This is a genomic window from Metasolibacillus sp. FSL H7-0170, from assembly GCF_038593115.1.
Taxonomy (GTDB): domain Bacteria; phylum Bacillota; class Bacilli; order Bacillales_A; family Planococcaceae; genus Metasolibacillus; species Metasolibacillus fluoroglycofenilyticus.
The window spans coordinates 3,301,819-3,313,882 of the sequence record NZ_CP151964.1; the positions used below are offsets into that span (position 1 = coordinate 3,301,819).

9 protein-coding genes, 1 rRNA gene and 1 other annotated feature are annotated in these 12,064 nt (G+C 39.2%); of the genes, 7 read left to right on the forward strand and 3 right to left on the reverse strand.

All coding sequences use genetic code 11. The features are described 5' to 3' along the window. Positions 1-12 precede the first annotated feature (12 nt). Positions 13-906, forward strand: a complete 894-nt coding sequence (gene nikC / locus MHH70_RS15355; RefSeq protein WP_342471899.1) for a nickel transporter permease — start codon at positions 13-15, stop codon at positions 904-906. Between the two features lie 178 nt (positions 907-1,084). Here the strand turns inward: nikC and MHH70_RS15360 are convergent, their stop codons facing one another. Together MHH70_RS15360 and MHH70_RS15365 are read right to left on the reverse strand one after the other, a co-directional pair. Next, entirely contained in the window at positions 1,085-2,176 is a 1,092-nt protein-coding gene (locus MHH70_RS15360; protein WP_066164921.1) for an aromatic acid exporter family protein, read from the reverse strand. 228 nt (positions 2,177-2,404) lie between these two features. Next, positions 2,405-3,691, reverse strand: coding sequence for a glutamate-1-semialdehyde 2,1-aminomutase (locus MHH70_RS15365; protein ID WP_342471900.1), 1,287 nt, complete (start codon positions 3,689-3,691; stop codon positions 2,405-2,407). 186 nt (positions 3,692-3,877) lie between these two features. On the opposite strand from MHH70_RS15365, the gene bcp reads away from it, so the two are divergent. The 4 genes from bcp to MHH70_RS15385 all read left to right on the forward strand — a co-directional run bounded on the left by bcp (position 3,878) and on the right by MHH70_RS15385 (position 8,307). Further along, the gene (bcp, locus tag MHH70_RS15370) at positions 3,878-4,348 is read left to right on the forward strand and encodes a thioredoxin-dependent thiol peroxidase (RefSeq protein WP_066164926.1); all 471 of its coding nucleotides are present in this window, start codon (positions 3,878-3,880) and stop codon (positions 4,346-4,348) included. Beyond that, entirely contained in the window at positions 4,348-5,292 is a 945-nt protein-coding gene (locus tag MHH70_RS15375; protein WP_342471901.1) for an NAD(P)-dependent oxidoreductase, read from the forward strand. The genes bcp and MHH70_RS15375 overlap by 1 nt, the downstream gene beginning before the upstream one ends. Positions 5,293-5,593: 301 nt before the next feature. Then, positions 5,594-6,040, forward strand: a complete 447-nt coding sequence (gene perR, locus MHH70_RS15380; protein WP_201261968.1) for a peroxide-responsive transcriptional repressor PerR — start codon at positions 5,594-5,596, stop codon at positions 6,038-6,040. A gap of 283 nt (positions 6,041-6,323) precedes the next feature. Further along, positions 6,324-6,560, forward strand: a binding site (T-box leader). Positions 6,561-6,735: 175 nt separating this feature from the next. Next, complete coding sequence (locus MHH70_RS15385) at positions 6,736-8,307, forward strand: 2-isopropylmalate synthase (protein ID WP_342471902.1); 1,572 nt, start codon at positions 6,736-6,738, stop codon at positions 8,305-8,307. 65 nt (positions 8,308-8,372) lie between these two features. On the opposite strand, the gene MHH70_RS15390 is transcribed toward MHH70_RS15385, so the two are convergent. After that, positions 8,373-8,720, reverse strand: coding sequence for a YgzB family protein (locus tag MHH70_RS15390; protein ID WP_066164938.1), 348 nt, complete (start codon positions 8,718-8,720; stop codon positions 8,373-8,375). Positions 8,721-8,857: 137 nt separating this feature from the next. Between MHH70_RS15390 and MHH70_RS15395 the strand changes: the two genes are divergently transcribed. Next, positions 8,858-9,760 carry a nucleotidyltransferase-like protein gene (locus MHH70_RS15395; RefSeq protein WP_066164941.1) on the forward strand — a complete coding sequence of 301 codons (903 nt, stop codon included), beginning with the start codon at positions 8,858-8,860 and terminating at the stop codon, positions 9,758-9,760. A 478-nt stretch (positions 9,761-10,238) separates the two neighbouring features. Next, positions 10,239-11,793, forward strand: a 16S ribosomal RNA gene (locus MHH70_RS15400). The last annotated feature ends 271 nt before the right edge of the window (positions 11,794-12,064 follow it).

The window sequence follows — 12,064 nt, forward strand, 5'->3', positions numbered from 1 at the left end:
GGAGGGGAAAATATGTCTGAAATTGCATCGAAAAGCAATGTTACTATGGTACAACAAGATAAGGTAGCTGGACCTTGGAAAGAGGCATGGCGCAGTTTTCGTAAAAGTAAATCGGCGCTAATTGGAACAGCTATCGTCATATTTTTCGTCCTTCTAGCAATTTTGGGTCCATTCATTGCACCGCAAGGGATTAATGATCAAAATTTATCACAACGTTTATTGGCCCCATCGGCTGAGCATTGGTTTGGTACAGACGATTTAGGGCGGGATATTTTTTCACGTATTTTACATGGTGCACGCATTTCTTTAACTGTTGGTTTTTTTGCTGTAATTATATCAGCAACAGTGGGGAGTTTTTTAGGGATTATTGCGGGCTATTATGGAAGATGGGTGGATACAATTATTTCGCGCCTTTTCGATATTATGCTAGCATTTCCTAGTATTTTATTAGCAATTGCAGTTGTATCGATTTTAGGGCCATCTTTGCGCAATGCTTTAATTGCTATTGCGATTATTAATGTACCGAATTTTGGTCGTTTAATTCGGTCACGCGTGCTATCTATTAAAGAGGAGGAATATATCCACGCAGCTAAGGCGATTGGAATGAAAAATTCACGTATTTTATGGCGGCATATTTTGCCGAACTCGATGACCCCTGTTATTGTCCAAGGAACGTTAGCTATTGCAACAGCAATTATCGAAGCGGCAGCATTAGGTTTTTTAGGGCTAGGCGCTGAAGCACCGCAACCTGAATGGGGCAAAATGCTTGCAGATGCACGTATTTTTCTGTTGAATGCACCGTGGGCAATGGTCTTCCCTGGTTTAGCAATTATGCTTACTGTTATTGGCTTTAATTTAATGGGAGATGGCTTGCGAGATGCCCTAGACCCGAAGATGAAGAATTAGATAGCGAGCGTTCAAAACAGCCGGGCAGTTGCCGGCATTTTGAACGCTTTTGTTTGTATTTGCTTTGAAAATATGAAAAACAGGGAGCTTAGCGCTATTTTCCAAGAATGAACTCTTTAAATAAACGCCATCACGAGCATTCCCAAGTCAGTAACTATACAGCTTGGGAAACGCCCTTCTAATAAAACTCTGTCTCTAAATCAATATTTGCTTCTTTGCTGTGATAGTTTCGATAAGACATAATTAATTTATCAAGATGCTCTAAGTTTTCTTCGTAATCTAAAATGCGCGATAAAATGTAAAGGAGGTGGTAGCTTGAAAATTCCTCTTCACTCTCAGACTCCTTTGCTATCGTAATTTGTTTAATAAATAAATCCATAACCTCTGTACGCTGTAAATGCTCCTCCTGCCGCACCCATGTAGAATGGTCTGCGCGCAATTTACCAGTAAATTTTAACAATAACTGCTCGTGATACGTTAATAACAAATCAACACGCTCTTGAATAATAATTAGCAAGGCATCAGGTAAATTTGATAGTTCATTTTCATGTTTATGCAGACGTTGTAATAATTCTAGGCTTTTTTTAGATGCCGTAATCATTTGGCGATAAACAACAAGCTTCCGTGCCTTGACATATTTTTGGTTTTTTAAATATCTACGTTCCTCTTTATAAAGTTCATACAATACATCGATTTGCGATAGACGCGATTTTAATTTTGTTAATGCGATTTTTGTAGATGTATGCTCGCTTGCTTGACGCACAGCGAGACGGCTCCAGCGAATAATATCATCTTGCATAGAATTAATGTTTTTAAATAGTTTTATTTCGTAGCGCGGTGGTAAGAAAACTAAATTTACGATAAATGCTGCAAAAACACCAACCATTACTGTAGTAAATCGGATAAGTGCGAAGGTTAAAAAGTCATCCCCCTGAAATTCCATAATAGCTACAACTGTAACAAGTGCAAGTGTTAATGATTTTTCTAACTTTAGCTTCATGGTAATCCCGATAACTAATATTGCTGCGATTCCGATAGCAACTAAGTGATGACCGAACAACAGCCCGAATACTACAGCAACAATAGCGCCAATTAAATTGCCCTGTACCTGCTCTAAAATAGTTAAATAAGAGCGGTAAATAGATGGTTGAATCGCAAAAATAGCAGCAATCCCAGCGAATACAGGCGATGGCAAATTAAATAATTCAGCTAAAAACAGCGCGAAAACAATAGCAACACCAGTTTTTAAAATTCGAGCACCGAATTTCATAATAGCGATCCCCTTTTCTTTTAGTAAAGCAGGGCTATCCAGAAAGTCAAAACCCACTCTGTGATTACAGAAAATATGGTTTTACATATTCACTTTCATGTCCATACAAAGGCGTTGAATTGAGTGTTTTCAACATTAGAGAGTTTTTCTGAATGAGATACATTTCAATAAAACAACATTTGAAAAGTGGCACGTTAAACCACTTTTCGGACACCCCGGTTTACCTATTTATAGTTGTGAAAAAGCATAATCAACTGCAGCGATTGTTTCAATAATATCTTCTTCTGTATGCTCAGTAGTTAGGAACCATGCCTCATATTTTGAAGGAGCCAAGTTGATGCCTTGTGAAAGCATAAGCTTGAAGAAGCGACCGAAAGTTTCACCATCAGACATTTCTGCTTGTTCATAATTTTCTACTTTTTCGCTTGTAAAGTAAATAGTTAATGCACCCTTTAGACGATTCACTGTAATTGTTACATGATGCTTTTTAGCTGCTTCTAAAATGCCTTTTTCTAAAATAGCCCCTAGCTGGTCCATCTTATCGTAAATAGCAGGCTGTCTTAGTACTTCTAAACATGCGATGCCTGCTTGCATTGATGCTGGGTTCCCAGCCATTGTTCCTGCTTGGTATGCAGGTCCTAATGGCGCAACTGTATCCATAATTTCTTTTTTGCCACCGTAAGCACCTATTGGTAAACCGCCACCAATTACTTTTCCGAGCGCCACTAAATCTGGTGTTAGACCAAGCATCGTATGTGCTGCGCCATAATGGAAGCGGAATGCAGTAATAATTTCATCATGAATAGTCAATGCACCATATTGTTGTGCTATTTCATGAACGAGCTCTAAAAATCCAGGCTTTGGTTCCACGATACCAAAATTACCAACGATTGGCTCAATTAAAATACCAGCTACTTGCTCACCCCACCGTACCATTGCCTGCTTAAATGCCTCTGGGTCATTGAATGGAACTGTAATTACTTCTGTCGCAACACTTTCGGGAACCCCTGCTGAGTCAGGTGAGCCTAATGTTGCCGGACCGGAACCAGCAGCAACCAATACTTGGTCAAAATGACCGTGGTAACAGCCTGCAAATTTAATCATTTTTGTACGCCCTGTATAGGCACGAGCAATACGAACTGTTGTCATCACTGCCTCTGTACCAGAATTGTTAAAACGAACTTTGTCTAATGTTGGAATTGCTTCTTTCAGCATTTTCGCAAACTTTACTTCGTGCTCTGTCGCTGTACCGAAAAGCACGCCTGTTTCTGCTGCATGGGCAATTGCTTTTGCAATATGTGGATGTCCATGTCCTGTAACGATAGGTCCGTATGCTGCTAAATAATCGATATAACGATTGCCATCTATGTCATAAAAATAGGCTCCTTTTCCGTATGCCATCGCAACAGGTGCTCCACCACCCACCGCTTTATAAGAACGTGATGGACTGTTAACGCCACCCACGATATATTGTAATGCTTCCTCATGTAAAGCTTCTGATTTTGCGTATCTCATTTTTTATTCCTCCAAATAGTTTGATTCACTTCTATTGTAGACCGAATTTTCATTTCATGCCAAAGAATTTGAAAGGATGGACATAGTTCGGTACGATAGAAAATGAGTAAAGGTTAACATTGCGCATATGAAATTTCTGAGCAAAGTTAATCAAGGCGCAAATATACTGAAAAGGAGCGGATAAAGATGACATTGTTACATAAGCAGGCACCACAATTTTCACTAGAAAATGAACAGGGACAGCCTGTGCACTTAAACGATTTTTTAGGCAAGAATGTTGTGCTATATTTTTACCCTAAAGATATGACACCAGGCTGTACGACAGAAGCATGTGATTTTCGTGATGCCTACAAAGATTTTTCAGAGTTAAATGCAATCATATTAGGGATCAGTGCAGATGATGCTAAAAAGCATACGAAATTTATTGAGAAATATAATTTACCGTTTTCATTATTAGTCGATAGTGACCATTCTGTTGCAGAAGCATATGGGGTATGGGTGTTGAAAAAAATGTACGGACGTGAATTTATGGGGATAGAGCGCTCCACTTTTTTAATCGATGAAAACGGAGTGGTAGTAAAGGAATGGCGCAAAGTGCGTGTTAAAAATCATATTGAGGATGTTTTAACTTTTTTACGTGAAGGGAGTAATGTGTAATGCATGTTTATTTTACGTTTGAACCGAGAGAGGATTTACAAAAGCCGCTAGTAGCTGAATTCCCAGAGGTAAACTTTGTGTTTGATGCGAAGCTGCGTGAGGAACAGCTGGCAGAGGCGGATATTGTTGTGACATATGGAGAGGATTTAACGGCGGCAAATATTGCACTAGCAAATAAATTACAATGGATTTTTGTGGCGTCTGCTGGTGTAGAAAAAATGCCTGCACAAGCAATTGCTGAACGAGGAATCTTTGTTTCAAATGTACGAGGAATTCATAAGAAACCAATGACCGAATCCGTGTTAGCGCATATTTTAGCGTTAAAACGCGGACTGCCATTTATTTATGAGCAGCAGAAAAAAGGAGAATGGAATAAAAAAACAAGTCTATCAGAGCTAAATGGCTCTACTGCGCTTATCATCGGCCCTGGAGCAATCGGTGCAGAAATCGGGCGCATTTTACAGGCTTTTGGTGTGCACACAATTGGCTGTAATCGCAGTGGGAAATCAATTGAATCAATGGATGAAACATACGCAATTCTTGACTTGAAAGCGCATTTGCAAAAGGCGGATATTGTTATTTCGATGCTACCAAGCACAGAGGAAACGAAGCATTTATTAACATACGAGCATTTTGAGTTGATGAAGGAAAATGCAATTTTTATGAATTTTGGTCGTGGCAATGTAGTAAAAGAGGCGGAGCTAGTACGCGTTCTTCAAAATAAGCTAATAGGGCATGCCGTTTTAGATGTATTTGAAGTGGAGCCATTGCCAAAGGATAGCGAACTATGGAAGCTGGATAATGTAACGATTTCGCCACATTTCTCGAGTCACTCATCCCGCTATGTAGAACGGGCTCTTGAAATTTTTGAGCCAAGCTTAAAAAAATGGCTACAGGGCGAGCGTAATTTAGAAAATAAAATCGATTTATTACGTGGTTATTAAGCCTAATTGAGAATATAATATTTTTAAATGAGAATAAATATTTTTTTGCGTTATAATTCTTAAGACTGCCTCTTTTTTCTTTATTAATTTAATAGTGCCTACTTCAATTTTCTCAAGCTAACGAGAAAATTTTGGAATAATTTGTAGAAGCGTTTGCTGAGATATTATGTGAATATTCGCTTTTTTGAATGAACTTCTACTTAATTAGGGGAAGCAATTGTTGACAGAGTGTAGTTGTATTCGATACACTAATTGTAACAATTATAAATTAATAATTATGTATGAAAAGAGGTGCATGGCGATGTCTAAAATGCATTTAAACAATGCGCTAGACACGTTAAAGGCTACTGGTGTAAGGATTACTCCACAACGTCATGCGATTTTAGAGTATTTAATTCAGTCAATGAATCACCCGACGGCAGATGATATATATAAAGCGCTTGAAGATAGGTTTCCCAATATGAGTGTCGCAACAGTTTATAATAATTTGCGCGTATTTCGAGAAGTAGGTCTTGTAAAGGAACTTACTTATGGAGATGCAGCAAGTCGATTTGATTTTGCAACAGGCGACCACTATCATATGATTTGTGAAACTTGTGGTAAAATTGTGGATTTCCATTACCCAGGCTTAAACGAAGTGGAGCATTTTGCTTCACATGTAACAGGTTTTACAGTGAATTCACATCGTTTGGAAGTGTACGGAACTTGCCCAAACTGTGTTCAAAGCCAAGGTCAAAAAGCATTATAAAGCAGAGCGCCCAGCAGAAGTGCTTGGGCGCTTTTACTATGCATAGAAAACATAGTTATTAGCAAGATTTTCAAAGGGCATATCTATACACCTAAAAAATTTAAAAGGCAGTATATTAGTTTTGATATTAGAATTTATAGATTATCTAGAGGAAAACGTAGATAAATCCTGAAAAATCACAGTTAGCATATGAAAAAATCTATAAAAATGCCGAAAAAATAAAATTTTCAAAATATTATTGACAAATTATTTTCAGTCATATACTATGCTATTTAACAATAAATTTTAAGCATTGATTGGAAATAGTAAAAATGATTGTGTACTTTTAGAGAGCTGATGGTTGGTGAAAATCAGTAGGCGCACATTTTGAACTCGTCCATGAGCTATTCCCTGAACAAATAGTAAGGGTAATCGGTTTCCTCCGTTATTGGGATAAACAGTGTTAGCTGTTGATGAAGCGGGCTTTTCATGAATGGGAAGCCAACTAGAGTGGTACCGCGAGCATAAACTCGTCTCTATTTAATTAGAGACGGGTTTTTTTGTTTTAATTCAGCCATGTTTTTTGCAACGAGCTGAATGCTTTATCAACAATGGATTCAGTAAGGGTTTTTCGAGTAAGCTCGAAAAAACTGAAAGTAATTAAACCGAGCTGTAATTGATTTTCAAAAAATACATGAGAAGAAGGAGTGCTGGAAATGAGCAGAAAAATTTGGGTGTTTGACACGACATTACGTGACGGGGAGCAAGTACCGGGGGCAAAATTGAATTTATTTGAAAAAGTAGAGATTGCGCAACAGCTAAAAAAATTAGGTGTTGATATTATTGAAGCAGGTTTCCCAGCATCTTCCCAAGGAGATTTTGATGCTGTTAAGGCGGTTGCTGAAAAGGTGGGAAATACAAGTGATATTATGGTTACAGCATTAGCACGTGCTGTTAAAGCAGATATAGACTCGGTTTATAACGCGGTGAAATATGCAGAAAATCCAATGATTCATATGGTGCTTGGTACTTCAGATATTCATGTTGAGAAAAAGTTTAGCAAATCAAAGGATCAAATATTACAAATTGGTATTGATGCTGTTAAGTATGCAAAAACGTTACTACCACAAGTACAATATTCAACAGAAGATGCCTCACGCTCAGATTTTGAATATTTATGGAAAACAATCGAGGCAGTTATGAAGGCTGGCGCGACAATGATTAATGTACCTGATACAGTAGGCTATGCTGAGCCAGAGCAATGGGGAGAAATGATTGGCAAACTTGCCTATCGGATGAAAAATACAGATGATTCAGTGTTATTATCCGTGCATTGTCATAATGATTTAGGTATGGCAACGGCAAATACTTTGGCGGCAATTAAAAACGGGGCAGATAAAGTAGAATGTACGATAAACGGCATCGGTGAACGTGCAGGGAATGCAGCTTTGGAAGAAGTCGTAATGGCGATTAAAACACGGGGCGATGTATATGATGTGCATACAAATATTCAGACCAAAGAAATTATGAATACATCTCGTCTTGTATCGAGCTTTATGGGATTGGATGTTCAAGTAAATAAGGCGATTACAGGAGACAATGCTTTCGCTCATTCATCAGGTATTCATCAGGATGGCCTATTAAAATCGCGCGATGCCTATGAAATTGTTCATCCTGAGGATGTTGGGCTAGAGGATATGGAATTGGTATTAACAGCACGCTCTGGTCGACATGCTGTAAAAAATGCACTCGAAAAATTAGGATTCTCCAGTCTTTCGACAAATGAATTTGAAGGTGTTTTTGAAGGTTTTTTAAAGCTAGCAGATGCTAAAAAAGAAGTATATGACCATGATTTATATGTAATTGTGGAAGAATATTATGAAAAACACGATGCAAATCATATAAATGCAACACATTATAGCGAGCAATTTTTCAGCTTCGATGACTTACAAGTTATTAGCAACACAAGCTTTCCTTCAGCTAGTGTGAAAATACGGAAAGGTGATAAAGTGTTTAAGTCAAGCGCTGTTGGTTCTGGTCCTATTGATGCACTTTATTCTGCAATTGCAAGCATTACAAATATTGATGTCAAGCTTGTTGAGTATAATATTAACAGTGTATCTCGCGGACAAGAAGCTTTAGGGAAAGTAAAGATTACTGTAGAGCATAAGGGTGAAAAGTTTATTGCAAAGGCTGCGGATACAGATATTTTAAAAGCCAGCGCGTTAGCATATATGAATGCGATTAATAGCATTATTGTTTCTAAATTAGTTCTTGTTGCAAATTAAGGGATTAATAAATGGCTGTTGGGCAGTGTAGGTATCCACCTAACTTCCCGACAGCCGATTCTGTTTTACTTTCTTTTAGTATTGTATGTTTGATCAAACTCTTTGCCTTCTAATGAAGGGTCTAAAGTCAATGGCTCGTTGCAATACATACACATATCTACTCGACCTAATACTTTTGTATGCTTGCCACATCCAGGGCAAACGACTTGTACCGCGCGTGTTGATAATAATCCAATCCAACCATAAACTACAGTACTTCCAATGATACAAAGCAAGCCAAGCGTCATAAAAATAATGACTAAAATTTGATTTTCTCTAAAGAAAATAGCACCGTACATTATAACAAATCCGATGAAGATTAGTGCTAATGCAAACGAGCGAATTTTATTTATTTTATTTTGATATTTTTTCATAGTAATTTGCCTCCCTAATTACTATAACATACAATGAAATTATTTTAGAATGAGAATATGGAAAATTGAAAGGGTTTCTTTCAATTGTTGTCGAAAGAACATTAACAGATAACAATAAATTGTTTGGGGGGAGTATTATGGAGCAAATTTTACGTCCAATTTATCAAGAACGGGCGAGTCACCCTGATACACTAGGGATTATTTTAATAAATCGAAAAGAAGATGCACTAAATATTACAAATACATTTGATTCCGTACTACTTATTATTGTGAAAAATCAAGAAACCTCTATATTCACAAAGCACTATATGTATGGCGATAAAAAAATGGTTATGCATATATTAACGGAGAAACGTTTAAAAAAATGGTTGTTTGTAGGCTCGCATAAACGATTAGTAGATTGGTTATTTTTCGGGAAAATTATGTTTGACCGCAATGAATTTTTATATAAGCTTCGGTCGGAATTACAGGAGTTTCCTTTTTTTGGACGGAAAATTAAAACGGGTATTCAATTTAGCAAGCTTATTCGTCGTTATTTAGAAGGAAAAGAGTTTTTCGAGAGTGGCAATTATTTAGATTCTTATAGCCATGTGGTTGATTCGTTGCACCATTTAGGGAGATTGTCAATTATTGATAACGGTCTATATCCAGAGGTAACAGTTTGGTCACAGGTGAAAAAAATTGAGCCAGCCATTTATAAATTATATGAAGAATTAGTAATGAGTGATGAAAGCTTAGAGAAACGTTTAGAGTTACTATTTTTAGCGATTGAATTTTTAATCAATTCACGAACGCAGGATGCGGCCCAGCATATTTTAGAAATAATGTTGACGCAACCGTCGTGGACGATACAACAACTGCATGAACATGAGGAACTTTGCTTATATTCTACAGAGCTAGAAGTATTTATAGAATATTTAGTAGATAAGGAATATATTTTAGTGGACCCGACTTCCGCAAAAAGCGAATCAGTGTTCCATCGCAATTATATGGTTGACCGTCAATTTGTAAAAAACAAATATAACTTAGATAAAATATAAGAGATGTCTAGAGGAGTTGTCCTGAAAGGTATTGCCTTTCTGAACAGCTCCTTAAATGTTAGTAGGGTTAGAAAAAAATTTTACCTGATTTGAAATTATATATAGGAAGTTACTCACTATTTTATAAAGCACTATATACAAGAATTATATTCATTTAAAATTTTTCGCGAAAAGTGTTGACTTCTTTTGAATATATAATGTATTATATTATATGTCGCTAAGACATAGCATTTGAGATTTGAAGGAATGAAAAACTTTAAAAAAATGTTGACAAACTAAAGCTCAAATGTTAAATTAAAGAAGTCGCCTCAAAAGACGACGGAATGAACCTTGAAAACTGAACAAGCAAGACGTGAATGAATAAAGTTTCATTGAATAGATGAAACACAATTTTGGACATCGAATGAAGATGCCAGCAAATGTTTTAATGTATCGAAAGCGAAGCGACAGATACAAATTTGAGCTTACTCAAATTCTTTTTATGGAGAGTTTGATCCTGGCTCAGGACGAACGCTGGCGGCGTGCCTAATACATGCAAGTCGAGCGGGCGTTATTTTGGTGCTTGCACCGAAGTAACGCTAGCGGCGGACGGGTGAGTAACACGTGGGCAACCTGCCCTGTAGATGGGGATAACTCCGGGAAACCGGGGCTAATACCGAATGATACTTTGAGACACATGTTTTAAAGTTGAAAGATGGTTCTGCTATCGCTACAGGATGGGCCCGCGGCGCATTAGCTAGTTGGTGAGGTAATGGCTCACCAAGGCAACGATGCGTAGCCGACCTGAGAGGGTGATCGGCCACACTGGGACTGAGACACGGCCCAGACTCCTACGGGAGGCAGCAGTAGGGAATCTTCCACAATGGGCGAAAGCCTGATGGAGCAACGCCGCGTGAGTGAAGAAGGTTTTCGGATCGTAAAACTCTGTTGTAAGGGAAGAACAAGTGCCGTAGTAACTGGCGGCACCTTGACGGTACCTTATTAGAAAGCCACGGCTAACTACGTGCCAGCAGCCGCGGTAATACGTAGGTGGCAAGCGTTGTCCGGAATTATTGGGCGTAAAGCGCGCGCAGGCGGTTTTTTAAGTCTGATGTGAAAGCCCCCGGCTCAACCGGGGAAGGTCATTGGAAACTGGGGAACTTGAGTGCAGAAGAGGAAAGTGGAATTCCAAGTGTAGCGGTGAAATGCGTAGAGATTTGGAGGAACACCAGTGGCGAAGGCGACTTTCTGGTCTGTAACTGACGCTGAGGCGCGAAAGCGTGGGGAGCAAACAGGATTAGATACCCTGGTAGTCCACGCCGTAAACGATGAGTGCTAAGTGTTAGGGGGTTTCCGCCCCTTAGTGCTGCAGCTAACGCATTAAGCACTCCGCCTGGGGAGTACGGTCGCAAGACTGAAACTCAAAGGAATTGACGGGGGCCCGCACAAGCGGTGGAGCATGTGGTTTAATTCGAAGCAACGCGAAGAACCTTACCAGGTCTTGACATCCCGTTGCCCACTATGGAGACATGGTTTTCCCTTCGGGGACAACGGTGACAGGTGGTGCATGGTTGTCGTCAGCTCGTGTCGTGAGATGTTGGGTTAAGTCCCGCAACGAGCGCAACCCTTGATCTTAGTTGCCATCATTCAGTTGGGCACTCTAAGGTGACTGCCGGTGACAAACCGGAGGAAGGTGGGGATGACGTCAAATCATCATGCCCCTTATGACCTGGGCTACACACGTGCTACAATGGACGGTACAACCGGTTGCCAACCCGCGAGGGGGAGCTAATCCGATAAAACCGTTCTCAGTTCGGATTGTAGGCTGCAACTCGCCTACATGAAGCCGGAATCGCTAGTAATCGCGGATCAGCATGCCGCGGTGAATACGTTCCCGGGCCTTGTACACACCGCCCGTCACACCACGAGAGTTTGTAACACCCGAAGTCGGTGAGGTAACCTTTTGGAGCCAGCCGCCGAAGGTGGGATAGATGATTGGGGTGAAGTCGTAACAAGGTAGCCGTATCGGAAGGTGCGGCTGGATCACCTCCTTTCTAAGGATATTTTCGGAATATCTCCTACGGAGATAACATTCACGGATTGCTGTTCAGTTTTGAAGGTTCATCAATGGATGAATACTTCTTATTGTGCACCTGCGGTTACTCCTCGCAAATACGCGAGGAAGCAAATACAGGTAGCCTATTTGTTCTTTGAAAACTGGATAAAACGACATTGAAAGTAACAAGTTTTAAATAGATCAAGTAATTGATCGTGTAAGTTCTTAAATCTTATTTCTTTTATGAGATAAGTTGTAACTAACATGAG

Excerpts from the sequence above, each read along its gene's own strand:
- perR (WP_201261968.1), top strand. The coding sequence starts at position 5,594 with ATGTCTAAAATGCATTTAAACAATGCGCTAGACACGTTAAAGGCTACT.
- MHH70_RS15365 (WP_342471900.1), bottom strand. The coding sequence starts at position 3,691 with ATGAGATACGCAAAATCAGAAGCTTTACATGAGGAAGCATTACAATAT.
- MHH70_RS15390 (WP_066164938.1), bottom strand. The coding sequence starts at position 8,720 with ATGAAAAAATATCAAAATAAAATAAATAAAATTCGCTCGTTTGCATTA.
- bcp (WP_066164926.1), top strand. The coding sequence starts at position 3,878 with ATGACATTGTTACATAAGCAGGCACCACAATTTTCACTAGAAAATGAA.
- MHH70_RS15360 (WP_066164921.1), bottom strand. The coding sequence starts at position 2,176 with ATGAAATTCGGTGCTCGAATTTTAAAAACTGGTGTTGCTATTGTTTTC.
- nikC (WP_342471899.1), top strand. The coding sequence starts at position 13 with ATGTCTGAAATTGCATCGAAAAGCAATGTTACTATGGTACAACAAGAT.
- MHH70_RS15395 (WP_066164941.1), top strand. The coding sequence starts at position 8,858 with ATGGAGCAAATTTTACGTCCAATTTATCAAGAACGGGCGAGTCACCCT.
- MHH70_RS15375 (WP_342471901.1), top strand. The coding sequence starts at position 4,348 with ATGCATGTTTATTTTACGTTTGAACCGAGAGAGGATTTACAAAAGCCG.
- MHH70_RS15385 (WP_342471902.1), top strand. The coding sequence starts at position 6,736 with ATGAGCAGAAAAATTTGGGTGTTTGACACGACATTACGTGACGGGGAG.